This window comes from Paenibacillus sp. J22R67, from assembly GCF_059692175.1.
In genome coordinates this window covers 52029-77529 of the sequence record NZ_JCAUAX010000011.1, presented here as the reverse complement: position 1 = coordinate 77529, position 25501 = coordinate 52029, and the positions used below count along the sequence as shown (strand labels likewise).

General features: G+C 44.5%; 28 protein-coding genes and 1 riboswitch. Of the genes, 13 read left to right on the top strand and 15 right to left on the bottom strand.

Going from position 1 to position 25501, the window contains the following annotated elements:
- Nucleotides 1-18: 18 nt before the first annotated feature.
- On the bottom strand, nt 19-507 hold the full coding sequence (gene larC2, locus AC58VC_RS30630; RefSeq protein WP_497374481.1) for a nickel pincer cofactor biosynthesis protein LarC2: 489 nt from the start codon (nt 505-507) through the stop codon (nt 19-21).
- A gap of 104 nt (nt 508-611) precedes the next feature.
- Between larC2 and AC58VC_RS30625 the strand changes: the two genes are divergently transcribed.
- A complete protein-coding gene (locus tag AC58VC_RS30625) occupies nt 612-1670 on the top strand; it encodes a M23 family metallopeptidase (protein WP_497374479.1) in 1059 nt (352 codons plus the stop codon).
- A gap of 8 nt (nt 1671-1678) precedes the next feature.
- On the opposite strand, the gene yunB is transcribed toward AC58VC_RS30625, so the two are convergent.
- On the bottom strand, nt 1679-2470 hold the full coding sequence (gene yunB / locus AC58VC_RS30620; protein WP_497374477.1) for a sporulation protein YunB: 792 nt from the start codon (nt 2468-2470) through the stop codon (nt 1679-1681).
- A 301-nt stretch (nt 2471-2771) separates the two neighbouring features.
- On the opposite strand from yunB, the gene AC58VC_RS30615 reads away from it, so the two are divergent.
- Nucleotides 2772-3623, top strand: coding sequence for a transposase (locus tag AC58VC_RS30615; protein ID WP_497374475.1), 852 nt, complete (start codon nt 2772-2774; stop codon nt 3621-3623).
- Nucleotides 3624-3706: 83 nt separating this feature from the next.
- Here AC58VC_RS30615 and AC58VC_RS30610 read toward each other — a convergent pair whose 3' ends face one another.
- The 3 genes from AC58VC_RS30610 to AC58VC_RS30600 form a co-directional block, all read right to left on the bottom strand.
- Entirely contained in the window at nt 3707-5347 is a 1641-nt protein-coding gene (locus AC58VC_RS30610) for a fibronectin type III domain-containing protein (RefSeq protein ID WP_497374473.1), read from the bottom strand.
- Nucleotides 5348-5392: 45 nt separating this feature from the next.
- Nucleotides 5393-6256, bottom strand: coding sequence for a hypothetical protein (locus AC58VC_RS30605; protein WP_497374471.1), 864 nt, complete (start codon nt 6254-6256; stop codon nt 5393-5395).
- Nucleotides 6257-6362: 106 nt separating this feature from the next.
- A complete protein-coding gene (locus AC58VC_RS30600) occupies nt 6363-7262 on the bottom strand; it encodes a LysR substrate-binding domain-containing protein (protein WP_497374469.1) in 900 nt (299 codons plus the stop codon).
- A gap of 169 nt (nt 7263-7431) precedes the next feature.
- Here AC58VC_RS30600 and AC58VC_RS30595 point away from each other — a divergent pair, with 169 nt between their 5' ends.
- From AC58VC_RS30595 to AC58VC_RS30580, 4 genes are read left to right on the top strand one after another with little or no spacing between them, the layout of a single operon-like run.
- Nucleotides 7432-8397 (top strand): ABC transporter ATP-binding protein, encoded by a 966-nt coding sequence (locus AC58VC_RS30595; protein ID WP_497374467.1) that lies wholly within the window; start codon nt 7432-7434, stop codon nt 8395-8397.
- A gap of 35 nt (nt 8398-8432) precedes the next feature.
- Nucleotides 8433-9539: an ABC transporter substrate-binding protein gene (locus AC58VC_RS30590; RefSeq protein ID WP_497374465.1), complete on the top strand. Its 1107-nt coding sequence runs from the start codon at nt 8433-8435 to the stop codon at nt 9537-9539.
- Between the two features lie 24 nt (nt 9540-9563).
- Nucleotides 9564-11222 (top strand): ABC transporter permease, encoded by a 1659-nt coding sequence (locus AC58VC_RS30585; RefSeq protein ID WP_497374463.1) that lies wholly within the window; start codon nt 9564-9566, stop codon nt 11220-11222.
- Nucleotides 11219-12520 (top strand): MBL fold metallo-hydrolase, encoded by a 1302-nt coding sequence (locus AC58VC_RS30580; protein ID WP_497374461.1) that lies wholly within the window; start codon nt 11219-11221, stop codon nt 12518-12520. The genes AC58VC_RS30585 and AC58VC_RS30580 overlap by 4 nt, the downstream gene beginning before the upstream one ends.
- Nucleotides 12521-12536: 16 nt before the next feature.
- On the opposite strand, the gene AC58VC_RS30575 is transcribed toward AC58VC_RS30580, so the two are convergent.
- The 8 genes from AC58VC_RS30575 to AC58VC_RS30540 form a co-directional block, all read right to left on the bottom strand.
- A complete protein-coding gene (locus tag AC58VC_RS30575) occupies nt 12537-13100 on the bottom strand; it encodes a 5' nucleotidase, NT5C type (protein WP_497374459.1) in 564 nt (187 codons plus the stop codon).
- 26 nt (nt 13101-13126) lie between these two features.
- Nucleotides 13127-13771: a pentapeptide repeat-containing protein gene (locus AC58VC_RS30570; RefSeq protein WP_497374457.1), complete on the bottom strand. Its 645-nt coding sequence runs from the start codon at nt 13769-13771 to the stop codon at nt 13127-13129.
- Nucleotides 13772-13804: 33 nt separating this feature from the next.
- Nucleotides 13805-14413 (bottom strand): sigma-70 family RNA polymerase sigma factor, encoded by a 609-nt coding sequence (locus tag AC58VC_RS30565; RefSeq protein WP_497374455.1) that lies wholly within the window; start codon nt 14411-14413, stop codon nt 13805-13807.
- 278 nt (nt 14414-14691) lie between these two features.
- Nucleotides 14692-15435 carry a TerC family protein gene (locus AC58VC_RS30560; protein ID WP_497374453.1) on the bottom strand — a complete coding sequence of 248 codons (744 nt, stop codon included), beginning with the start codon at nt 15433-15435 and terminating at the stop codon, nt 14692-14694.
- Nucleotides 15436-15469: 34 nt separating this feature from the next.
- A complete protein-coding gene (locus AC58VC_RS30555) occupies nt 15470-15613 on the bottom strand; it encodes a TerD family protein (protein WP_497374451.1) in 144 nt (47 codons plus the stop codon).
- An 85-nt stretch (nt 15614-15698) separates the two neighbouring features.
- Nucleotides 15699-16286: a TerD family protein gene (locus tag AC58VC_RS30550; protein ID WP_145666616.1), complete on the bottom strand. Its 588-nt coding sequence runs from the start codon at nt 16284-16286 to the stop codon at nt 15699-15701.
- A gap of 32 nt (nt 16287-16318) precedes the next feature.
- Nucleotides 16319-16900: a TerD family protein gene (locus tag AC58VC_RS30545; RefSeq protein WP_497374449.1), complete on the bottom strand. Its 582-nt coding sequence runs from the start codon at nt 16898-16900 to the stop codon at nt 16319-16321.
- A gap of 28 nt (nt 16901-16928) precedes the next feature.
- Nucleotides 16929-17528: a TerD family protein gene (locus AC58VC_RS30540; protein ID WP_497374447.1), complete on the bottom strand. Its 600-nt coding sequence runs from the start codon at nt 17526-17528 to the stop codon at nt 16929-16931.
- A gap of 237 nt (nt 17529-17765) precedes the next feature.
- Between AC58VC_RS30540 and AC58VC_RS30535 the strand changes: the two genes are divergently transcribed.
- Genes AC58VC_RS30535 through AC58VC_RS30515 form a run of 5 tightly spaced genes read left to right on the top strand, consistent with a single transcriptional unit; the run spans nt 17766 to nt 22892 of the window.
- A complete protein-coding gene (locus AC58VC_RS30535) occupies nt 17766-19286 on the top strand; it encodes a spore germination protein (RefSeq protein ID WP_497374445.1) in 1521 nt (506 codons plus the stop codon).
- Nucleotides 19279-20367: a GerAB/ArcD/ProY family transporter gene (locus tag AC58VC_RS30530; RefSeq protein WP_497374443.1), complete on the top strand. Its 1089-nt coding sequence runs from the start codon at nt 19279-19281 to the stop codon at nt 20365-20367. The genes AC58VC_RS30535 and AC58VC_RS30530 overlap by 8 nt, the downstream gene beginning before the upstream one ends.
- Nucleotides 20364-21575, top strand: coding sequence for a Ger(x)C family spore germination protein (locus AC58VC_RS30525; RefSeq protein WP_497374441.1), 1212 nt, complete (start codon nt 20364-20366; stop codon nt 21573-21575). The genes AC58VC_RS30530 and AC58VC_RS30525 overlap by 4 nt, the downstream gene beginning before the upstream one ends.
- Nucleotides 21572-21799 (top strand): hypothetical protein, encoded by a 228-nt coding sequence (locus tag AC58VC_RS30520; protein ID WP_497374439.1) that lies wholly within the window; start codon nt 21572-21574, stop codon nt 21797-21799. The genes AC58VC_RS30525 and AC58VC_RS30520 overlap by 4 nt, the downstream gene beginning before the upstream one ends.
- Before the next feature lie 16 nt (nt 21800-21815).
- Entirely contained in the window at nt 21816-22892 is a 1077-nt protein-coding gene (locus AC58VC_RS30515) for a GerAB/ArcD/ProY family transporter (protein WP_497374437.1), read from the top strand.
- 58 nt (nt 22893-22950) lie between these two features.
- Here the strand turns inward: AC58VC_RS30515 and AC58VC_RS30510 are convergent, their stop codons facing one another.
- Nucleotides 22951-23619, bottom strand: a complete 669-nt coding sequence (locus AC58VC_RS30510; RefSeq protein WP_497374435.1) for a CAP domain-containing protein — start codon at nt 23617-23619, stop codon at nt 22951-22953.
- 5 nt (nt 23620-23624) lie between these two features.
- Nucleotides 23625-23760, bottom strand: a riboswitch (cyclic di-AMP (ydaO/yuaA leader).
- A 179-nt stretch (nt 23761-23939) separates the two neighbouring features.
- On the opposite strand from AC58VC_RS30510, the gene AC58VC_RS30505 reads away from it, so the two are divergent.
- Complete coding sequence (locus tag AC58VC_RS30505) at nt 23940-24173, top strand: alpha/beta-type small acid-soluble spore protein (protein WP_497374433.1); 234 nt, start codon at nt 23940-23942, stop codon at nt 24171-24173.
- Between the two features lie 77 nt (nt 24174-24250).
- Here the strand turns inward: AC58VC_RS30505 and AC58VC_RS30500 are convergent, their stop codons facing one another.
- Complete coding sequence (locus AC58VC_RS30500; protein WP_497374431.1) at nt 24251-25081, bottom strand: ATP-dependent DNA ligase; 831 nt, start codon at nt 25079-25081, stop codon at nt 24251-24253.
- A 197-nt stretch (nt 25082-25278) separates the two neighbouring features.
- On the opposite strand from AC58VC_RS30500, the gene AC58VC_RS30495 reads away from it, so the two are divergent.
- On the top strand, nt 25279-25455 hold the full coding sequence (locus AC58VC_RS30495) for a hypothetical protein (RefSeq protein WP_161408601.1): 177 nt from the start codon (nt 25279-25281) through the stop codon (nt 25453-25455).
- The last annotated feature ends 46 nt before the right edge of the window (nt 25456-25501 follow it).

Here is a 25501-nt window from a genome sequence, read left to right as displayed (position 1 = left end):
AAATCCTCTTCCTGAACATTAGGAGGAGGATTTTTTGCGCTGCAGCATAAACTGCGTTCTAACTTCTTCATAGACCAATTTCAACGGTACTTGGTGCTCTCTAGCTACCTGTTCACATTCTTTAAATTCAGGGGCATACTGCACTAATTTACCTTGGTGATAACCTACTTTTATCGTTAACAATCCCCATTTGGTATCCACTTGCTCGAATTCTCTAGCTAATCTATGACAGGAAGCATGCATATATCGAATGCCCAGCGTCGTTGTTTCGCTAAAGATAATGTCCTCAATGAAAGAAAGTCGTGTCGCTTCAACCAGCACATTCAACATAATGCCTGGCCGTCCTTTTTTCATAATAATCGGCACCACATAGACATCATTAGCTCCAGCATCGAAGAGCTTTTCGATAATATAAGAGACCCACTCTGGATTCATATCATCCAGGTTCGCTTGAATTAACAGCATCCCATCGTCAATATGCTCTTCCCTGTGATTAAAGCTCACCATTCTCACCTCATACAGGCATCATAGCAAAAAATGGTTAACAACGAAAGTTGTAAGGATAAACATCCACGGAAGAGTACATCCTAAGAACTAACATTTCAGGAAGGATGATAGTGATGAAAAGCAAACCTTTTTGGGCGCGGGTTCTAGCTTGTTGCCTCCTCCTATCAGTAGCCGAGTCAGGGACTTACTCACGTATGGCGGCTTCCCAAACTGCTGCATCTGAACAGTCTTATGCCCCAGCTCCGTCGAAGGTTAACCCCAACCTGAACGCTGAGCGGAAAGAACTTTTTGAAAAAACGAGTATAATCTCTGATATACCCTGGGATTACTTAGCCGCTGTTGATCAATATGAAAGAACAATGAATATTGCTAAGAAAAGACCCGTGCACAAAGGAATTACAAGCATCTATTTTCCTGAATCGGATTGGGCCGGCATGCTAAATCCAGACCAACAGGATACGAATCCGAAAAGCATCTCCTTTTTTCACGGCTATGGACGAGATGGCTCGGGGGATGGAATCGCAGAACGAACCAACGATTTGGATCTATTAGCTTCAATGGCCTTTCTCATGAGTAGAAATGGAACCAAAGAGGAAAATTTACTCATTAACTTATGGAATTATTATCAAAACTCGCGCAGTGTCGAGCGCATCAAACAATTCGCTACTATTTTTAACACTCTTGATACACTTGACCTTGGGGAGCATGCATTCCCACTACCAGTGAGTGCAGACTACTCCTATCGCAGTACTTGGGGAGACAGCCGCGGTTGGGGAGGGCACCGCTCTCATGAAGGAACGGATTTATTTGCTAGGCACGGAGTGCCGGTTAGAAGTACCTGCTATGGCATAGTCGAAGTGAAAGGCTGGAATCCATACGGCGGTTGGAGAATTGGTATTCGCGATGTGAATAATATTTATCACTACTACGCCCATCTTTCTGGCTTCCAAAAAGGTCTCAAAGAAAATGATATCGTCAAACCCGGTCAAACCATTGGTTGGGTTGGCAGTTCTGGATACGGTAAACCTGGAACATCAGGAAAATTTCCACCACATCTCCATTTTGGCCTTTACCGGGATAATGGGTTAACGGAATGGAGCTTCGATCCTTACCCCTCTCTCCGAAAATGGGAACGTGAAGATCGAAATAAAAGAAGAAAATAAGCCGTCCCTTATGGGGTCGGCTCTTTTTGTATCGTTTCTTGTAACTGAACTCCTTCACCCTTTGGTGTGGTTGTTCCGACATTTGGAATCTGTGGAAGAGATAGGCTGGGTAGACCTGCGTCCTTATTACTACCCACAGGATTCCCTTTGTTATCGTAATAATAAGTAGGTACATCCCCTACCACAAGGGAGTAAGAAATTGGAATTTCTGTTTCTACGATCTCTGTATCCGAATCAAAGGGAATAATGACCGACACTTCTGCAATAATGCGTACATAGACTTCAAACATCACCATATTGATTCCCGCGTTTTGCGAACGTGTATTTAGATCAACCTTCACATTGCCGACCGGCAGCAGCCTAATTGGAATATCTGGACCAAATGAAGAGAGGATCGCGCTGTTCATCGCCTGCCCAACTGGGATATGCTCAGATATGGATTGTAAATGATCCAGCTCTCCCTGCACGGTTTTTATCGTATCCGATGTGATACGCATATGTTCATTATAGTTTAACATGAAACCTGTTATTTTTCCGTTTTTGTCCATTTTCCAATCAATGAGCTGCTCTGCTTTCGTATTCCCTGCCACATGATCCGCAATAGCACTGTTAATCGCTTGTGTTGCAATCTGCTTAATTCTTACTTTTGCTAAGTTCATCAGTGGAGGTCTAAGATTACGTTCAACATAGATAAAAAACTGCACACAAAATAAGACAAAGATGAGAAGACTGATCAACAGCACCTTTTTGCGGTTTGACTTCCCTGTAGGTCTGCTTCTCCACCGTCGCCTTTGCAGCATCCCATTCCCCCCTTGCCCCGCTTGTCATTAGTACTACCTTATGCGGACATGAAGTGAAAAAGAAGCCAATGTGCGGTTCTTCTTCCCGCTGCTTCCCACTATCACCCGCTGCCCCGAGCTGTCCCTCTGCCCCCCTCCACTGTTCTTATGTTCATATGCTATGGGCACTATCCCATTCACTCAGGAGTATAAAAATGATTTTAAATATAATTTTTTCCAGAAGTGTATTGAAATAAGAACATATGTTTGTTATTATTTTGACAGGAACACTAGTTCTATATTTTATTTTAGGGGAGGCTAAATGAATTTCTCTGATATGTCTTTCGAGCAGTTTAAGAGTCGCTTCTCCACTGAAGATCATTGCGTACAATATATTTTTCATGTGAAATGGCCTAAGGGCTTTATCTGCCCGAAGTGCAGCCATCGACATGCCTATATAACCAAAACACGCAGACTTCCTCTATATGAATGCAGCCAGTGTCGATATCAAGCTTCCCTAACCTCAGGAACCATAATGGAAGGCAGCCGAACGGGGCTGTACAAATGGCTGTTAGCAATTTTTCTAGTCTCCCGCACCGATGAAGGAACTTCAGCTACAAGTCTTTCCAGTCTCATTCAGGTTACTTACAAAACCGCTTGGCTAATCCTACATAAGATTCGGTTATTGATTCAAAACTCCGACACCCAGATTCCCCTCTCAGGCTCCGTTCGTATTCATTCAGCCATCTATGGCCGTCCATTCAATCCATCTGTTCATAGACACCCGCAAGAGCACCTTCTTCTCGTAGGTTCATCAAGTAGTGAAGCATGTGAATCTAACTATCTCAAAATAAAGCACATACAGCTTTCAACCCCAAAGGAAAGACATATCTCTCGTAACGAAATTCATACATTTCGCAAGCAGCATATTGAAACAGATACTCAGAATGTCGAGATTATTACTGGTTTCTATACCCCCAAACGTCTTCGTCCGTTGCTCGAGATTGCCAGACAAGCTAGCCACTGGATTAACCACACCTTCCATGGCCTTGGAGCCAAACACTTGCAAGCTTATTTAGACGAATATTGTTATCGTAAAAATCTCACCACAAGAAATATTTCTATTTTCGTTCATTTAAGCGAGCTTTGTTTCTCTAGAACGGAATACACATGATGATCTGAGTCACGGGGGTAGTGTCAAGGTGCCATCATGAATAAAACCACCTTCGTAGAAGGTGGTTCAGGGATTTACATGTATTAGTGATAGGAAGGTACTAGAGCTGTCCCACCTAGACCAGATGGTGTACTACTTGATTTGCTAATGGCTATTTTGTCCACTTTAGCCCCATCTTCCCTCACTTTGATATAGAGCGTATGTGAACCTGTTGATAGCGAAATCGAGCTGCTAGGTTTTTTCCAAGCCCAACTGGAGCTTCCTGTTGTCACTTGTTTACTGCTGCCACCATCGACTGCCAAATTAAAGCTGTCTGAACTGCTATCAGGACCTTGTGAAAGTAAGAAGAAGTAGAATGAACCACCATTTGTGACCTCAAGATCATATTTGACGTAGTTCGTCTCACTATCGCTAGAGCCGTTAGGTGTTTCCATATTCACTGCTCCTGAACAGGCAGAGCAGGCTGCTTCGATAAATGTGCCGTTTTTAGCCGTGAATTGCTCAGCTTCAATATAGGATACAGTACTTCCATTTACGTTGTAGTAAAGAGCGCCTGTTCCAGAGCCACCGTCGGCTAGCGTAGTTACACTTACTGCTGTACTTGCTGTTGACACGTTACCAGCCGCATCCTTAGCAATAACCGTATAAGTGTATGACGTAGAGGCGGTGAGTCCTGTATCTGTATACGAGTTGGAGTTCATTGAACCAACCAAAGCACCGTTGCGGTAAACATCATAGCTTGTAACGCCCACATTGTCTGTAGAAGCCGTCCACCCGAGCTTCACTTGGGTACTGGTAAGTGCTGAACCAGTTAATCCTGTTGGGACGGATGGGGCAGTTGTATCTGGGGTTGGTGCCACTGGCGCATAACGCTCCATAATCAAGCTGGTTTTAAGCACATCGGACTCAACCAACCAACCTTTCGTACGAAGCAGGTTAATTAAATTAGTTCGCGCACTCGTTGCTTCACTTAAACTATCCGTTTTAAATGAGGCTTCAACGATGTCTTCCGTTCCTGTCTTAGCTGCATTCAAAATGGTCCAGATTTCAATATCTAATTCTAGATCATCAAAATCTCCCTTATATCTTTTGAAATCGATAGGCCCATAAATGACCGAGTTGTTTAACTGCGCAGTTCCCCAGCCCGCACTAGTCCAATTCGCAAATTTGCTAGGTGCATTAGCAACAGAAATGGAGCGAGAGCTTGTCAGATTAGGTGCATTTAATCCACTACCGCTGTACCCGGAAACCGTTAGGTCTTTCTCATACTGTACACTTAATGTTTGTTTATTAAGCGTCCAGTCAACTTGAAACTCAAACCCGGAGGCTGAGCTGTCCAGCCCTTCGCTAGCTGCTGTCGTTAATGCAGCGTTAACATCTCCGCCAGTTACCGGATATCTCTTCTTAAATTGGAGCTGATGCGTGCTTTCGTCACTTCTCTTACGGATTCGATCACTCCAGCCTTGACCATCCATCGTACGTCCTGCAGTATCCATGTATTGGACACGATAGCTTTTTGCCGAGGAACCCGTTGAGAATTCACTACGCACACTGCTCACTAAGTTATGGCTCGAATCTACAACAATACTTGGTGCCAAATTTAGTTTAACTTCATAGCTTGGAGTTCCATTTGCAGCAGAAGCCTGTTTAGGCGAAATCATTCCGCCAGTCAAAAGAATAGCTGCAGCCGTTGTGACTAATATAGCTTTAGACGCCTTTCTCATTTGAATCACTTCCTCATCTCCCATGATTACCATAGTTTTAAATGATTAATAACGATCCATAATCAGCTGAGTTTTCAAAGAATCTTGAGCTAGAAACCATCCTTTACCCTGCAAATACGTGACGAGTTCATCATGTTTGGCTGAGGCTGTCGATTGGCTAGTCGTTTTGAACGATGCTTCCACAACATATTCTGTCCCCGTACCTGCTGCATTTCGAATTGGCCACACTTCGATGTATAGTTGCTGACCACTCCAAGTACCAACCGAGCGTTTGGCTAACACTGGACCGTAAATACGGGAGGAAGACAATTTGCTTGTTCCCCATCCACTTGAGACCCAGTTATTAAATTTATCAGGTGCATTGTTGATAAGAAGACTACGTGAATCGGCTTGGTTAGGAAGATCCATACCACTGTAACCTGATTTGCTACCACTCTTGGAACGAGTGATACTCAAAGTTTTCTTTTGGTATCCCCATTCAATTTGAGCTTCATACCCAGTATCCCCTGAATTAAAGCCCTCTTGGTTAGCTAAAGTTAGCGCGCCATTGATATCATTGCCTGTGATGGCATAACGTTTTTTATAACTGAGCTCAAAATCGTTCTCACCTTCTGTTTTGCGTATTCTCGGACTCCATCCATTGTTGTAAATATCCTTGGCATTCGTGTCGAGAAATTGAACATTCATCTTCGTCACGGTTTCCGGCATACCAAACGCTGTCCTCACGCTGCTTGTTAGCTTGAAGTCTGACCCAAGAACGACATTCGGATTCAGAAGAAGTTTGACCTCATAGTCCGGAACCATGTTGCTTGCAGCGGATACAGATTGGGGTACTCCTCCGAATCCAACTAATGCACTTGTTCCAACGAGTGCAGCCATGACCAACTTTAATGCCTTTTTCTTAAACATTAATTCAACTCCTCTACGTTTTTGGAAAGGTTTCCCTCTCAGACAAGAGCATAAAGAAGTTTTGTCATTGGATTGTCAGCTGAACATGTGTTTTTTGTAAAAGAATTTACTCACTCTGGACAGAATCACGTAGGTATTGGAAAAAACTATCAAAGAATGATGACCGAATTCGATCTTCGTTATATGTGAAATAAATGTAGCGTTTAAAGGGATTTTGAGGGATTTCACGATACACCAGCTCATCTCTCTGCATCTCTTTTGCTATTGCTATTTTAGAAATGATCGAGACGCTGTCGCCGGTTAAGACGGCTTGCTTAATGGCCTCCAGGGAGTCCATTTCCATGACGGGTTTAAGTTCAATGCCTAAGCTTTTAGCCCATTTCAATGTCATGGTACGCGTACTAGACTCTTGTCCATGCAAAATAAAAGGTATATCCTTTAACACCTCTGGATGAAGTATCGCTTGCCTTGCCAAGCGATGTTTCGGGTTAAAGAAGAAGACCAACTCGTCTTCACATAACGTTTCCCCAATCAGTGGCGCCCACTGAAATGGTTCCGCTGACATAATGCCTATATCGATTTCATGATTCAAAAGCATTTCTTGAATGACAGGAGAGGTCCTGATGGTGAGAGAAATCGAAATTTTCGGGTACAGTTTAGAAAATCCGCTCAGAATGCTTGGAAGCACATACGTGCCAGGCACATAACTTGCTCCAATTTTCAAATGTCCGCTCCCTCTCTCATCAAACTCCTTCACAACTCTCTCCGCTTCTTGAGCCAGCGCATTAATCTTCTTCGCATAGTGGTTTAAGGATTGCCCTGCTTCTGTCAAATGTACTTTTCCTGCTTTGGAGTAAAATAGACCCACGCCTAACTCTTGCTCCATGCTTTTCATATGGAAGGAGACCGTCGGCTGCTTTAAACCTAATTGATCGGCAACCGTGGTAATTCTTTTATGTTTATCCAGTAGTTCAACGATTTGCAGCTTAATTAGATTCCAGTTCATAGTAGGACTCTCCTTATCATTCATTGCTCGCAGAACCATTATAGAAAAAATCTATGGAGAATAATAGTTTCCCAACAAAAACTTAACAATAGATTTACCTTACGTTGACACTCCGCTAATTTTGCTCACCTAAACTAAGATTGTTCCTAAGAACGGAAGGAAGCTTGAGATGACTTTACTACTTCACGGTATCAACAAATCCTTCGGTGCCTCGCCGGCGCTCAAGGACATTCAACTAACCCTTGCCAAAGGGAAATTCACAACTTTGTTAGGTCCATCCGGGTGCGGTAAGACAACATTGCTTCGAATTATTGCAGGTCTCGAATCTCCTGATCAAGGTGAGATTCTTCTAGGAGATGTTTGTCTCTTCTCTAAGAGCCGCAGAATTAACCGCCCCGTTCATCAACGAGATTTTGGTATGGTGTTTCAAGATTTTGCTCTTTGGCCGCATTTGACGGTCTTAGAGAATGTTGCTTTTGGACTCAAGGCAAAGGGCGATACAACAAATTGGCGTCAACGTGCAATGGAAGCTATTGATCTGGTTCAACTGATGGGAATGGAGAAGCGGTATCCCCATCAACTGTCAGGCGGCCAACAACAGCGAGTCGCGCTTGCTCGGGCCATTGTGGTCCGTCCACAGCTTGTCTTATTCGATGAGCCCATGAGTGCTTTGGATGCTCTATTGCGCGAGGAAATGCGTATCGAACTTATGAATCTGGTACGAAATATCGGCTTCACGGCCATTTATGTGACGCACGATCAGATCGAAGCCATGTCCATGTCAGATGAAATTGTCGTCATGCAAAGCGGGGTCATTTTGCAAAAAGACACACCTGAAGCCATCTATCGCAAGCCTACCCACCCGTTCACAGCCCGTTTTATTGGTAAAACCAATTGGCTGGAGACGGACAAGCGGCTCATTCGCCCTGAGCATATCCGCTGGGAACGCTTGACGGAGCAAGACCTTATGTATTCAGGTGTCATACAAGCTGTCAGCTATATCGGCGAGCGATATGAAATCAGTGTAGACATTGGTGAAAAGGAAGTTTGGATGGCGTATCATCCATCAAGGTTGGCTATAGGAGAAAATGTAAACCTTTATATTTCAAAAGAGCACATTCATGAATTAAAGTGAGTTGAAATCAAACAAATTGAGAGGGTGCATGTAAAATGAAAACGAAAATGAAGAAAAATTTTCAAGTGAGTACTATAGCTTTGATGTCAGTTCTATTAGGTGTTGGCTTAACAGGCTGTGGCACAGCTAACAAGACCTCAAATTCAAACCCATCCACAGCTACTCCAGCTGCCCCAACAGCTTCAACGGCTGCAGCAACAGTAGCACCAACGCCTGAAGCTAAAAAGCTTAGCGGAAAAATTGTTGTATACAGTGCAGGACCAGCTGATCTCGCTACAAAAATTCAAAAAGGCTTTCAAGCTAAAACAGGTGTAGAAGTTGAAATGTTCCAAGGCACAACAGGTAAAATCTTAGCTCGTATGGAAGCTGAGAAAGCTAATCCAGTTGTAGACGTAGTCGTATTAGCTTCCCTCCCTTCAGCTATTGGTATGACAAAAAGCGGATTAACACTCCCTTTCAAAGAAGCTAAAAATGCCGACAAGCTGATTACTGATTACTCCGATAAAGATGGGAATTATTTCAGCTACAGCCTATCGGCATTAGGTATTGCCTACAACACCAAAACCGTTACCAACCCTCCAAAAGAGTGGAGCGATCTAACTAATCCAGAGTGGAAAGATAAAGTAAATATTCCGGATCCTGCTCAGTCTGGTTCTGCACTCGATTTCATGACCGGCTACACGAATAAAAACGGCGATTCCGCTTGGGACTTATTTGGTAAAGTGAAAGCTAATGGCGCTATTATTGCAGGTGCTAACCAAGAAGCCATGGATCCTGTCATATCAGGCGCTAAAAGCATCGTAATGGCAAGTGTTGACTACATGACTTATGCCTCCAAAGCGAAAGGCGAGCCAATTGACTTAATTTATCCTGCAAGTGGAACAGTCATTTCTCCACGACCTGCCATGATTATGAAAACGAGTAAAAATGTAGACAGCTCTAAGGCATTTATTGAATATTTGCTTTCTGACGAAGCGCAAAAAATGGTTACTGACTCCTACCTACTTTCCGGTCGCAGCGATATCCAAGTACAAGGAAGAGTAAGCGCAAAAGACATTCCTACAATTAAAGTTGACTGGAATTGGATGAATGATAATCAAGCCGGTGTGACACAGAAATTCACGCAATTGTTCAAAAAGTAAGCTCCGGACGGGGATGACGATTACATGATATTCAAACGTACGGGGACGTTTCTGGCATTGCTGCTTCTAGCCATGCTGGTCGTCCTTCCTCTTTTATTTGTATCTTTCAAAAGCATTTGGGTTAAGGGCTCACTCGATTTATTGGCACCCATTCGGGTCGTGCTGGAGAAAGATCTGACTGGTGTGTTCAGTAACTCTTTAATGCTCGGTATATGGGTTGTGGTTGGTTGCACACTCCTTGCCCTGCCGTTAGCTTGGATCATGGCCAAAACGCCGCTTCGTAAGCATCGCTGGCTGGATATTGTGCTGCTGATTCCTTTCATGACGCCGCCGTACATTGGCTCCATGGGATGGATTTTATTTATGCAGCCTCGCGGGTATCTTGAACAATTTTTTCCAGGCGCGCAATGGATCAGCAGTCATTTCTTCAGCTTATTTGGAATGATTACGATTATGAGCCTTCATTTGTTTCCGTTTCTTTACTTAATCTTACGCAATGCGATTCTCCAGGTAGGCAGCAACAAAGAAGAAGCTGCCGCTGTTCACGGAGCGAGCTTTCTCTATTCACTTCGCCGCGTCATGCTGCCGCTTGTGTTCTCAAGCTATGTCATGGGCGCTCTACTCATCTTCGTCAAAACATTGGCTGAATTCGGTACACCGGCAACATTCGGCAGACGCATCGGGTATTTCGTCCTAACCACCGAAATCCAGGCCTCTATCTCCAGTTGGCCTGTCGACTTCGGGAAAGCAACATCACTGGCCTCCCTACTGTTACTGGCCTGTCTTGTGCTTTGGTACATACAATCCGTAGTCGTCCGCCGGAATTCTTATAACCTTGTCGGCGGCAAAGGCACTCGCGACAAAGTCGTCTTCTATCTGGGCTGGCAGCAAGCGCTAGCCTGGCTCTATGTAGCTCTGCTACTAGCCGCATCCATTGGCATCCCATATTTCTCCATCATCTCAGCTTCACTGATGAAGCTCCGGGGAGGCGGGCTGGCGTGGAGCAATCTGACGCTGCTTCATTACGGCGAGCTGCTGCAATGGGGCTCACCGAGCATGAAAGCGCTGCTGAACAGCCTAGGGCTCGCCCTGCTCGCCGCTTGCTTAGCAGCCGCGCTTGGCACTTGGTTCGCCTTAACGATCGGCCGCGCCAAGCGACTGCCGCAGCGCATAACGGACATGTTCAGCCTGCTGCCGAACACAGTGCCCGATATGGTCCTTGTCGTTGGACTCATTATGTTATGGAATGCGCCATGGATGCCGCTGCATCTTTACAACACCTATGGCATGGTCGTCCTCACTTACGTGGTGTTCTTCCTGCCGTATACCGTGCAATACGTCAAGGCACGTAACGGCCAGCTGGACGAATCCTTGCGGCAAGCCGGGCAAGTCTTCGGCGGGCGGCCCTTGTACGTGTTCCGACGTATTGTGCTGCCACTGCTGCTGCCGGGCATTATTGCCGGCTGGATGATGACCTTCACCATCTCGCTCAGAGAGCTTGTCGCCTCGCTGATGGTGCTTCCGCCGTCGATGCAAACGTCGGCCACCTATATTTTCGCTCAATTTGAACAAGGTCAAATTTCGCTCGGTATGGCGATGGCCGTCGTTTCCGTCGGTCTCACAACTGTACTGCTGCTTATCGTGAACAACATGAATACAAACAGAAAGTGGAATGTGGAATGATGCAATTGAACATTTGGGGCGGCGCTGGCGAACACGGCCGCTCCTGTTATTGGATAGGCAATGAACAAACATCGATTTTGCTCGATTGTGGTGTTAAGCGCGAAGGAAGCGGAGAATACCCGCTGATCGATCCGTCCAAAGTCGCGGAATTGGACGCTGTTTTTCTTTCTCATGCGCATGAGGATCACTCGATCGCCATCCCTTGGTTATACAACCTAGGTTATTCCGGCAAGGTATGGACGACCCGATTAACCGCACAACAGCTTCCTGGGTATTATGCCGCTTGGGAGAAACACGTCAAACAGCAAGGTGGAGCGCTGCCCTATGATGAAACGGATATCACTCGTATCCAATACGTTTTCATCGAAGACATGGCTCCGCCTCGGCAATGGATTGAACTCTCACCTACGCTTCGCATGTGTTGGGGGCGCAGCGGACATATGCTGGGTTCGATATGGATGCTTCTGGAAATCGATGGGAAGCGATTGTTCTTTTCCGGAGATTACAGTGAAGACGCCTTGCTCCTGGGTACAGATCTGCCAGAGGATATCATCAATGGAGACATACCTCTGGATGCTGCGATTATTGATGCCGCCTACAGTACCGATACCGAGCATCAAGGCGAGAAGCTGGAGAAGCTCTTCACTACTGCTGAGGAGATTTTAAGTGAAGGTGGTCAGTTGCTGCTGCCTGTTCCTGTTTGCGGAAGAGGACAGGATCTGCTCCTGCTTATGCGTCAGCGTTTCCCAGAAACGCCAATACGTGCAGAAGTGGAGCTCATTCAAACCATGGAGCTGATGCTCCAGAATGCCAGTTGGCTGAAAGCAGGCATGGAACACAGCCTCACGGAGGCTTTGAACAACGAAAGCTTTGAAGTAATCCACAATGAAGATCAGCGAAAACGGTTATTACACGAGGATATAGCCAATTCTCGGGCAGCTATCTGGTTCACAAGTGATGGGATGATGCAATCTCCCAAATCCCAATGGTACTACGAGCAGCTGCGCACGAAATTTACAAATGGAATTCTCTTAACCGGACATGTCGCTATGGGAACAAGAGCGCAGCGACTTCTCGCGATGAGCGATGAGGAACGCGGCTGTCAATTAAAAATGGTTCGATACAAGATCCATCAAGGACTGCCTGATGTACGCAAAATGACTCAATCGTTGGACAGCCCCTATAAGCTTCTGGTCCATGCTCCAAAAAAAGAAACAGATGCCCTGCTTAAGCAGCTAGCATCTGAAGGTATCGAGCATTTACTTTCCTTACAACCAGGTGATACGGTCAATCTGTAACTATATATACCGCTTACTATGATTTCAGCTCTTCCCACAACTGATCCCAAGAAGTTATCCGCGGTAAATCGAGATGCTGATTGTAGGATCGGTCTTTTACATAGGCTTTCACTGGCAATTGAGATAAAGTCTCGAGCACATTTGGCTTATCGTCGAAATAATAATCCAATTTCAATGCCTCGATAATATGTACTTTCTCGGAATCACTCATTCCGCAATAGAAATGGCCTTCCGCAACAGGAAACCCATTTTGAATAAGCCACTCTCGCGTCCGTTCGGTATGCTCTTTCGCTCTTGCCGTAATATAGTAAACCTCATGACCCTGCTTAACTAACTCATGTAAGATCTCACGTGCATGCGGGAATGGAGCGCAGTCTGAGTAATAAATATCATCGCGGAGGCTCGTCCAGAGCTTCCCTCCCTCTTCTTTCGTCAATCCGAAAGCTTCATGAATCCCCATGGTGGTTAATGCATTAAATACGTCCAAGCCAATATTTTTATTCAACTTGCGATTATAGATATGAAATGCATGTTCTCTTAAATTTATGAGTGTATCATCAATATCAAAACCAAATTTCACAGTTGCCCCTCATTTCACTGAACCCTTTATTCCTTTAGTATAAGCCCAAAAAGACTTGCAAATACGGAAGCTTGTCCTCTTGAAATGATGCAACCGCGCAATTCTTCTACGCCTACGCCTAGACTAGTGAAATCACAAGAGCTGAGATCGATTCCGGTCAACTTGGCTCCCGTGAATTGAGCTCGATCCAGCTTACAACCCTCGAAGTACATCTTCTGCAGCGTTGTCTCATAGAAATCGGCGCTTAAGAGTGAGCACTCTTGGAAAGCAACTTGTCTGAAATTGGCCATCCGGAAATTAATATAATCCCCTAAGCAAGAATCGAATAGCACATTTCGAATCGTTGCTCCAGTCAGATCCATCCCGATAATTTTGCAATTTCTAAATTCAGTTCTGTGAATCGTAGCTTCTCCAAAATCTACATTTGATAAATCACATTTCTCGAAAATGACATCCGTCAGTTCAATGTCTTTCATGGCAATTCGCGTAAAGGTGACATTTCGAAAAATAATTTTATCAAAAGCAACTTTCGACGCTTTCTGATTATCGATTGTACAATCGCTTATAATTCCAGTATGAAAGCTATCTTCCGAGTTCAGCTTCTCATCAGGTAGTGATATGGAAGGCAACACTTTCGGCATCTTTGGTGCTTCAATTTTGGAAGTGCTCATTAGGATGCTCCTCTGTCTGCTAGATTGATATGTTTAAAAAATAATAACCGATGTCAGGCTTTGCAGCATGAAGAACAGCGAACCCCATTTGCGCTTAATGTAATTTCGGCCACGAAAGAGCCTTGTTTTAATCGTCGTAACAGGTAAGTTCACTTCTTTGCTAATGTCTTCTAATGACATATCCAAAAAGTATTTGTACACGATTAGCGTTTTATATTTATCGGGTAGTTCGCGAATCATTAGCTCTACTTGCTCGGCTGTTTCTTGCTCAATTAATTGAAGTTCAGGCGTTTTCTCAAAGCTCGTCAGCTTATCATAAAAAGGCAGCGCATCCTGAAACGGATTAGGATTCGTATCCATGGATAGCTCCGACTTCTTTTTACGCAAAAAATCAATGGTCACATTCTTTCCAATGCTAAAAATCCAAGTAGAGAAATTTTTGCTTGCGTCAAAGCGATGGGAGTGCTGATAAGCCCGTAGAAATGTCTCTTGTACGACATCCTCGGAATCCGATTTGTTGCGCAGCATCCGATAGGCTAAACGGTATATTTTGTCCTTATACAGCTCAAGAAGTCGGCTAAACGCTTTGGAGTCCCCTTGAGACCACATTGTTGCAAGCTGACTATCGCTTAATTGCAGCATGTTACAGCTCCTTTTTCTTAACTGCCATCATTTCGATTCTATCTTTATATTCTACCAAATCGAATCAAAAAAAAGAAACCTTTACAGGTTTCATAGTTGTCTATTTATCGATAAATTTGGAGACAGATTCTGCTTTTTCAGAGGCTGCAACGACAATGAGCACGAGAATGATTCCAAAGAGTATAAACCCGCCTATTATCATGCTGTGCACCTTCTTTGAATGACTTTATATCATCTTATTCAAAGATATGATGCACAGTTTCAATTATGCACTCTTTTTAGTTATGAGTTTGCGATTTGTTCTTATTGCGTAGTAGGCTGAGAATAATGGTACCGCCAAACAGGGCAATAATCACGGAGAAGAAGAGAACATGGGAGATATGGAAACCAAATGCGCCGGCGATCATCTTAAGACCAATAACGATAATAAGAATGAAAGCTGTTTTCTCCAATTCTGGAATTTTGTCAATTAATTTCAGGAAGACTTGTGCCACGCCTCTCATCATGAGTACGCCCAAGATACCTCCGAGGAACAATACCCAAACCTTTTCACTGACACCAAAAGCAGCAAGCACGCTATCCACACTAAATGCAATATCCATTACTTCTACCGCTAATACTGTACGCCAGAAGGAAAGGCCTTTGTTCCTCACTTCACCATTCTCACCCTCTTCATGTTTCTTGAAGAAGAGATTACTGATTGCGATCCAGAGGAGATAGGCTCCACCAAGTACTTTAATCCAAGTAATCTGAACTAAGAACGTACCCACACCAATAGCTACAAATCTAAAGATGTAAGCACCGATAAGTCCGTAAAATAAAGCCTTTTTCTGCTGTTCCTTCGGTAAATGCCTAACCATAACCGCGAGTACCAACGCGTTATCCGCGGAAAGCAAGCCCTCTAAAATAACAAGTGTTCCGATAATCCCCCAGTTTACGGGATCTGTCAGTGTTTCCGATAGCACGTCCCAGCTAAAAAAGCTAAGGAAGTTATTGATAAAGCTTTGAAAAAAATCCGTCATGCGCCTTGACCCTCCTGTAATTTTCCCTAGTTATTTACTGCCTGCAACCCATCTCATACCCCATCCGAGAAGCCAGATCCAATCGCGCTAATGCCCACTCTGCGCCGTATCTATATAATTCCCCTGCAACTATAGCTGTCTCGATGGAGAAGTGATTTCCCAGTTCATATTCCAACATATCATGCCTAGTGCCTGGATGAAGTATGCCTATTGGCTAGCAAAGGGGTGATGCCTAAGCTGCACCACCCCACCTAGTTTAAGCTTTACTCCGCATCAAGTCCATAATTTTTACATAATGCTTGAAGACCACCTTGGAAGCCGCTTCCAACTGCTTGGAATTTCCATTCCTGACCTTGACTGTCTCGGTATAACTCACAAATGACAACCGCAGTTTCAACTGAAAAATCTTCACCTAAATCATAGCGCAAAATTTCTTGACCCGTTACTTCATCGAAAAGACGAGCGAACGCATTGGAAACTTGTCCGAAATTCTGATTGCGGTTTGCTCCATCATGGATGGTTACGGCAATACCGATGCGGTGAATATGCGCAGGGATTTTCGAGAAATCAACTTTGATTTGCTCGTCGTCGCCGTCGCCGTCACCAGTCCGGTTGTCTCCCGTATGCTGAACCGAACCATTCGCACCAACCAAATTGTTATAAAAAATGAAATCCTCAATGCCTTTGGCCTTATTGTCTGCATGAAGCAGAAATGCCGAAGCATCTAAATCGAAAGAATGACCGCCTGAATACTTGTTGGTATCCCAGCCTAAACCGATAATAGCCTTCGTTAAACCGGGGTTTGTTTTGGTTAAGTCAATTCTTTGACCTTTGGACAAGCTGATTGCCATATCCAACAGCTCCTTAGAATGTTTTTGACTTATTAGGAAGTTTGTAAACCGTAATCACGAGCTAGTCCACCAAGACCATCTTTGTAGCCGCTTCCGATTGCGCTGAATTTCCACTCGCCACTGTGACGGTACAATTCACCGATTACTACGCCAGTTTCGATGGAGAAGTCTTCGCCAAGATCGTAACGGATCAATTCCGCGCCAGATCCTTCGTTAAGGATACGCACATAAGCATTGGACACTTGTCCGAAGTTTTGGCTTCTTGTATCCGCTTCATGGATAGTGATGCAGAATGCGATTTTATCTGTTTCAGCTGGAACCGTAGCCAAATCTACGCTAACTTGCTCATCGTCGCCATCTCCAGCGCCTGTACGGTTGTCACCGTTATGAACAACGGAGCCATTGGAATTTTTGCGGTTGTTATAGAAAATGAAGTCGGCTTCAGAAGTCACTTTGCCAGCTCCGTTCAGACAGAAAATGGAAGCGTCTAGATCGAAGTCTTTACCGCCATCGTATTTGTTCGTGTCCCATCCTAAGCCGACAACCACTTTCGTTAAACCTGGGTTTGTTTTTGTCAAATCTACTTTTTGACCTTTAGATAATGAAATTGCCATGGATAATGACCTCGCTTTTTATAGTGGATTAAGTGTAACGCTTAACTAATTGACCAACTGTTGTATCCGTACTGCCTTCACCAATCGCATTGAATTTCCATTCACCGGTATGGCGATAAATTTCACCTACGATTAAAGAAGTTTTACCGGCATAACTATCCGTTAAACTAAATTTAACCAATTCTTGTTTATTGGAATCATTCAGAATTCGTATATAAGCCGATTGGATCAGACCGAAATCCTGCTTTCTATTCACACAATCGTAGATATTTACGACGAAAATGATTTTACTAACGTCTGCAGGCACTTGACTCAAGTTAACCGAAATCTGCTCATCATCGCCATCGCCTTCGCCTGTACGGTTATCTCCGGAGTGAACAACTGAGCCATCGGGACTTTGCAAATTCGCGAAGTACACGACATTTTTCTCTTTTGTCAGTTTACCTTTCTCATCCAATAAAATAACTGAAGCGTCGCAATCGATCTCAACCGCTGTTTTTTTCGATCCGAAAAAGCCTTTTTTCTCAACCATTGCAGGATCCCAACCGAGACCTACAACTACTTTAGTAAGACCAGCATTTCCTTTTGTTAAATCGATCTTTTGACCTTTGACCAAACTGATAGTCAATCAGGCCACCTCCTTCACAACTTGTTTTGTAGTACGCTCATTACTTTGATACGGATGAGTGCCCATCACGTTTCACAAGTTTCGATTAATTTTTCGGGCTCCTTACATATTTTTACTTCACAGCGGTATTTTATCCAAAATTCGCTAATTTTTTTGTTAAATCGTTCCTCGATCAATTGGTTTAGCAACCAGCTTAATTGGACAAACAGATAATTATCACATCTAAGGAGCGTTCTCATGGATGCAAGTTTGTCGAATTCATTGGAAGCTGTTTCCTCCTCACTCGATGATAACCTTCGAACTCTTCGGGTTATATATTCAAAATGCAAAGATGTTAATTTCCATGATTTCCTTATTGGGGGGACAACAAGGGCCCTCGTCGTTTATTTCGAAGGAATGGTTAATCTTGAATTATTGGATCGAAACGTCCTTAGCCCTTTACTTAGCGAGACCATTGAAGAATGGAATTACACGGAAAAAGAATTGTCATCCATCATTTCCATCTCTGACGTCAAGGAGACTTTGACATTCACAGACATAATTGCTCACCTATCTGTAGGTAATGTCGGACTTTTCATCGATGGAATGCCCTTGGCCTACTCGCTCGGTCTCGCCTATTGGGAAAAGAGAGGCATCGAAGAACCCACGGCAGAATCCGTTATTCGCGGTCCACGCGAGGGATTTACAGAAACAATGTCTGTTAACACAGCTATGCTGCGGAGGAAAATTAAAAGTCCTTCACTGAAAATGGTTTCGTACAAAATAGGAAAACACACACGCACGGAAGTCGTCGTTGTTTACATGGAGGGCATCGCCAATGAGGGGCTCATTCAGGAAGTTGAACAGCGGATCTCCGAAATTGAAATCGACGGTATTCTGGAAAGCGGATATATCGAAGGCTTGATCGAAGATAACCCGCTGTCTCCATTTCCACAAATTCAAGTAACGGAACGTCCGGATGTTGTTTGTGCTGCGCTATTGGAAGGACGTACAGCGATCTTGGTAGACGGGACGCCATTTTCTTTGATAGCGCCTGCCACACTGTTCTCTCTTTTACAATCACCAGAGGACTATTATCAAAGATTTATTATTGGTACCTTAATCCGGTGGCTGCGTTACTTATTTTTTTTCATAACACTGCTGCTCCCGTCTTTGTATGTGGCTATTCTGACATTTCATCAAGAGATGGTTCCCACATCCCTCTTGCTCAGCATCGCGAAGTCCAGAGAAGATATTCCGTTTCCCGCACTCGTTGAAGCCCTTCTCATGGAAGTCTCTTTCGAGGCGCTCCGCGAAGCTGGCGTTCGGCTCCCCAAGCAGGTAGGTGCTGCTGTTAGTATCGTGGGAGCACTCGTCATCGGACAAGCCGCAACTTCTGCGGGTTTAGTGTCGGCGCCGATGGTCATGGTCGTAGCTATCACTGGAATCGCCTCCTTCATGATGCCGCAATATGCCACAGGCATTGCTCTGCGAATGCTCAGATTTCCCATCATGATCTTATCGGGAATTTTGGGACTGCTCGGTCTCATGCTTGGATTTATTGTCATCGTAATCCACCTTTGCTCCTTGCGCTCGCTTGGCGTACCCTACCTCCAGCCGCTAGCGCCGATTAGAGCAAAAGAATTAAAAGATGTGATCATTCGTGCACCAATCTGGTCGATGCGGACTCGCCCTAAATTTACCGGAAGGATGAATGCAATTCGGCAGCCCTCTGGACAAAAACCAGAACCACCAAAAGGGGATGACATTCATGATTGAGAAGGGACGGATCTCCCCACTTCAACTAGCTATCATTATGCATCCGACTGTCCTCGCTACCGCCACTTTATCCGTTCCGTCCATAACCATGAAAACCGCTGGCATTGATATGTGGATGACCCCCATGCTTTCGGCAGTGGTAGGACTATTGTCGGTGATTGTCATGTATCGTTTGTATATCAAATATCCGAATCTGACCTTTATCCAATATACGGAATCAATTCTAGGCGTGTATGCAGGGAAAGTGCTCTCCGGCTTTTTCCTCGTGTCCTTTATCTTTACGAATGGGCTCGTTCTGCGCGAATACGGGGAGTTTGTCATCGGTAATTTCTTGCATGAAACACCGATGGCACTCGTCATTTTTTTCATGGTGGCTGTATGTGCCTATGTCTTATATGAGGGGATCGAGGTGCTTGCCAGAGTCTCTCAAATCCTTATCCCTTCCGCTGTGCTCATCATTTTCATTATGCTTATATTGATGATACCTACTCTTCATCCTAAGGAGATGTTTCCTATTCTGGGAGATGGCCCGCTGCCATTACTAGTGGGGTCGCTTGTACCTTCCTCATGGTTTTCCCAGTTTTTCATGTTGTCGTTTCTTTTTCCATTTTTGAACAAAAAGCAGCATGTTTTGCGGTGGAGCTTCCTCAGTGTCGGCATCGTGATGATCACCTTGCTAACGATTAATCTGACAATCTTATTAATGTTCGGATCGCTTACGGTCCAATTCAACTACGCTTTCCTCATTGCAGTACGGTATATTTCCATCGCTGACTTTCTGGAACATGTGGAATCGCTGCTGATGACCATCTGGATTATTGGGATATTTATTAAAGTCTCTCTGGTTTACTACGCCACTGTGCTCGGTATGGCGCAGTACCTAGGTCTCTCTGATTACCGGCCTCTCATTATTCCAGTTGGCTTTCTGATGCTGCTGCTCAGCTATTGGGTTTCTCCTAATTTCCAGGAGCTCATGCATGCTTTGGGAACTAACATCCCTTTTTTGGCACTAATCACGCAGCTTGGTGTTCCATGCATGCTTCTTATTGCGGCTTCTTTCAGAAAGGGGCAGCATGGATGAAGGCGATGCTAAATCTGTTGTTAACAGCAAGTCTCTTCACGCTTTTGCTGACAGGCTGCTGGGATCGGACGGAAGTGAACGATTTGGCGCTCGTCACCGGAGCTGCAATTGATCAATATGACGATAAATCGATTGAATTAACCATACAAATTTTTATTCCCCGAGGTCCCGGAGGAGGCGGCGGCTTAGAAAGCAGTAACAAAGGGGGCAGCATTCAAACTTCCCTCGTTAAATCCGCGGTTGGCGTGGATATTGCTGATGCGATTTCTAAGATTCAAGAGAAGATGCCACGCAAAATTTTCTGGGGACATACCGAAATTATTATTTTTGGTGAGTCTACTGCACGAAGAGGCGTTCGAGACGATGTAGATTACTTAATGAGAGCGCCTCAGCCAAGAGAGCGTGCCTTTATGTATGTTTGCAAAGGAAAAGCGCGCGAAATCCTTGAAATGAATACAAAGCTGGAGCGGAACTCCTCAGAGATCATGAGGGAGATTGGCAAGAGCAGAATCATCCTGAGTGTAACGTTGGCTGATTTGGCACAAATGCTAGCGAATCAGTCTGGCGCAGCTGCCTTGCCTTTTATTGAACTCTTAGCCGCAAACACTCCAAGAAATCATGACACAACAGGAAGCTTCACCAATTATACAGCTGTATTCAGAGACGACAGAATGGTCGGCACCATTGATGATCCAACAACCCGCGGCCTGCTTTGGCTCAGAGACGAGATTAAAACAGCCGTTGTAACCGTAACACCGGAGGGTGCATCCGGCCATGTCTCCCTTCGACTATTGAAGAGCGAGACGAAACTGCAGCCTCTCATCGAAAACGGCAAATGGCGCATGAACGTCTGGATTCATACGGAAGACGATGCGCTGCAAAATACGACTTCATTGGATCTAGCCTCCGATCATCAAGCTGTTAAGCGTGTGGAAGCCGCTATGAATGATGACATCGAAGAGCGTGTCGCGGGGGCACTTCGAAAGGTGCAGCAAGGTTTCAAAGCAGACATTTTTGATTTCGCTGGGGAATTCCACCGAGCATACCCTAAGCAGTGGCGGCAAAACCAAAAGCGTTGGAACGAAATCTTCCCGAACGTCGAGGTCACCGTACAATCTGACGCCAGAATGCTGCGTCCAGGACTATCCAGCATCAAGTCTTCTCGACCCGAAGAGGAGAAAGAAAAGGAAGAGGAATATACAAAATGACATCCAAAGACATTCCCATGTGCATGGCCGCGTGTTTGCTCATCACTCTATTTCAGTGGTTTCGCATGAAAAACACGCCAAACAAGGAGAAAGCGGCTTATCTCTCTATCTTGGCTTTATGCTGGATTCTTGCGATCTCATTAGTCATGAATCCGGGCATGCCGGGTCCGACGCAGCTCGTGAATTACATTTTCTACCCTCTCGGTAAACTCTTAGATCGTTAAAGGAGCACTTACGGACATGCAGATCGGCGGGAAACAATTATTCTGGATGATATTGACCATGCAGCTGGGTATGACCATTCTACTGACGATTAATCCGTCTATCCAAACTGCGAAGCAAGACGCCTGGCTTTCAACCATTTGCGCAACCGGGATAGGTGTAGGGGTCGCATTTGTTAGTTCTCGGTTGAACCTGGCTCATCCAGGGCAAACCATGATGGAATTTTCCAAGCGGTTATTGGGTCGATACATCGGCTATGTGGTCATTGTGGTATATTTGATCTTCTGGTATAGCGTGCTTGCGATCATCCTAAGGCAATATTCAGAGTTCATCGTCGCGACGATTCTGCCTAGAACTCCGATCCTTGTCCCGATTCTTGGCATGCTCCTTGTTGCGATCTATGTAACCTTCTCAGGTATAGAGGTCATTGCCAGATGCTGCGAAATTCTTGGGCCTTTAACCCTGTTTGGGATTGCAATTCCTCTTCTGCTCAGTCTAAAAAATATCCACATTAACAATATCCTTCCCATCTATGTGGATACCGGCGCGATGACAATCTTGAAGGGAGCGCTGCCGACTTCAACGTTTCTTGGGGACTGCATCCTTCTGCTCGTTATCATGGGATTTCTTTCAAAACCCCAAACGGGGGTGAAACCGGCTATACTTGGGGTGGCTGCAGCAGGTTTGTTAACAAGTATTTCGACTTTCTTAATCGTTTCTGTTTTTGGACACCTCACCGCTTCGGGCCAAACTTATCCATACTTTAATTTGATTCGTTATATTTCCTACTATGACTTTTTTCAAAATCTCGATTCCTTTGTTATCGCTATTTGGATTGTTAGTGTGTTCACTAAAGTATCCCTCTACTTTTTTATCTGCACATATGGCACAGCCCAAAGCTTTGGCCTGAAAAAATGGCGACGAATGATGTGGTTCGTAGCACCGGTTACCGCGCTTCTTACTTTGATACCGCGGGACTTTATCGATAGTTCTGTGCTTTTTCCGCAAAAAATCGCGATCCCTTTTTTCTTACCTATCCATGCGATCTGTCTGCCACTTTTGATGTGGGGAGTTGCTAAATGGAAATATAAATAAAACCCTTGGGAATTTCCCGGCTGGGAAATCTCAAGGGTTTTTCTGACTTAGTTGCTGATTAGTTGCTGATAAATTCCTGCACCCATTCTCCATTATAATAGGCAACACCGATCTTGGTGAAGTTGGGGCTCAAAATATTTTGACGGTGACCCGTGCTGTTCATCCATGCTTCCATGACGGCATCAGGTGTAGGCTGTCCTTTGGCAATGTTCTCACCTGCGTAGGAATAACGAATGCCATAAGTGCTCATCATATCAAAAGGTGACCCATAGGTCGGCGACGTATGATCAAAATAGCCGTTGTTATACATATCTTTGGCTTTGTCCAACGCCATAGCTGTAAGCGCGCTATCGCTAGTTAGCGCTTGTAGCCCAGCTTTTACCCGCTCCTGGTTAACTAACGTAACGACTTGGCTGGCATAAGCCGATTGCGCTGGCGAAGGTACAGCTGGTGTAGCAGGGGCTGGTGTCTGAGAACCGCCACTTGTACCCGTGCTGCCAGGAATGTTCAACTTCATCCCGGACCAGATCACATTGGGGTTGGCAACCTGAGGGTTCGCTTTAATGAGCGAAGTGAGACTCACGCCATACTTCTGGGAAATCAACCACATGGTATCGTTGCCTGACACTGTGTGCGTGGCGGATGCAGCCATGGCCGCGCTAGAGCTTATAAGGACACTCAGTCCAATAGCGCCGGTAACGACTAGCTTTTTGTAACGTTTCAACATAAGAAATCTCTCCTTTTTGCGGCCTGCGAGGTTAGCTGTCGGATTCGGGTCAAAGAGTAATCACCCGGCCGCTAAGATAGCGGCTTCACCCCAAAGAATGGGTCCCCCGTGCTTCCTAAGAAGCTTCGGCCTTCTAAGTTTTTGATCCATAATCGATCTTTCCGATTGTAACACGGGGTTTTCTTGAAAACATGACTCAAAATTTTCCATTGCTTTATGAAAGCGTATCCAAACCACTTCAAAAATATTTTCCAGTTACATGAATAAAAAACCAAAACTTCCACAAAATACTCACATACCAAATAAAGGAGTGAATCCAGATGGCTAGCAGTAGAAGCAATAACTTACTTGTGCAACAAGCAAAATCAGCTCTTGAGCAAATGAAATATGAGGTCGCTCAGGAACTAGGTATTCAGATTCCTCAGGACGGGTATTATGGCAACATGGCTACTCGCGATACCGGTGCAATCGGCGGGCACATTACGAGAAGATTGATTCAAATCGCAGAGCAACAGCTAAGCGGCAGCAATAACGGGAATTTTAGACGCATGTAAGCATGTAACAACCTTATGTACAGAGAAAAAGACTGCACCACCACTTCCTCCTTGGTGATCCAGTCTTTTTTGTTTTTTCAAATCACAAATTCCATAAAAACCGGAGAACGAAGCCTTCCGTTTTTCGTCCAGCTTTTCGTCTTAATTTTGGCCATCAGCCGCGGTTCCATATAAGCGAAATGATTGTCTTCTTTGTAGACTAAGCGATGCTTCACACCATCCAGTGCCTTCTGATGCAAAGGTGTTACCCCCGTCTCAATCACGCCAACAGGAATCTTCAGCCCGTTCGCTGAATCAATTGAAGCCAATAAAGCAAAGTTATTTTTCCTGTAACCAGTAATGTATACATCTGCATAAGTCCAGTTAATCACTTTTTGCCACTGCCTGGAACGTTTGTTACATTCGTACTTGAAATTCTCTTTTTTAGACTTCAAAATGATGCCCTCAAGCCCATCCTGCCGGATTTCCTCAAAATAATCCACCGCTTTACCTTCGTAAACCTTCACCTTCTTGTACCTGTTGTTCTCGACGAAAGCTTGGTCTAACAGCTCCTTACGTTTAAGCAGGGGCAATGCGGTGACATCAATTCCCTTGTATTTTAAAATGTCAAATGCACAAAATACAACGGGCGATAAATCTGTCGGATTTAAAAATCTAGCAGACATCGCTTCAAAATCCGGTTTACCTTGATCATCCAAAATGACCAATTCACCATCAAGTATCGTTCCCTCGGGAATCGGACACTCGAACAATTCAGGAAATTTATGAGTCACTAATTGATTGTCTTTCGTGTATACATATAGTTTGTCCATATTTGAAAGAATACACCTGAAACCGTCCAACTTAACTTCTACCACATGATGTTTACTGTTATAAGGCCTATTATCTTTGGCGTCTTGCAAAAGCATAGGAGAAATGAACATATGAAATCACCCTACGTTAGATAATACTGTACAGTTATTCATCTGCCTATAGGGACTTGAAGGAAATCGAGGCCTGTTCGCTCCATTTTCGACAAAACAAGTGCAAACCATCTCTACAATGCGACAATCAAATCCGCCGATCCCGTTTATAATGGAGCTAGATGAATGGGAGGGATGTTCGCATGGACAAGCTATTTATCAAAAGATTGCATACTTTGAATCGTCGCGACGAGCTTAGATCAATGCTGCTGATTGAAGGTATTAAACTCACTCTCAAACGGAAAAAGGAACTCGGCTTATTTTATAGATTATTCAAAAAAACCAAGAAGAAACCCATTGTTGCTAAAGGATGGAATTGAACGGCCCTACGCATAAGGGGCGGCCATGAAAGTAGAATCCTCTACC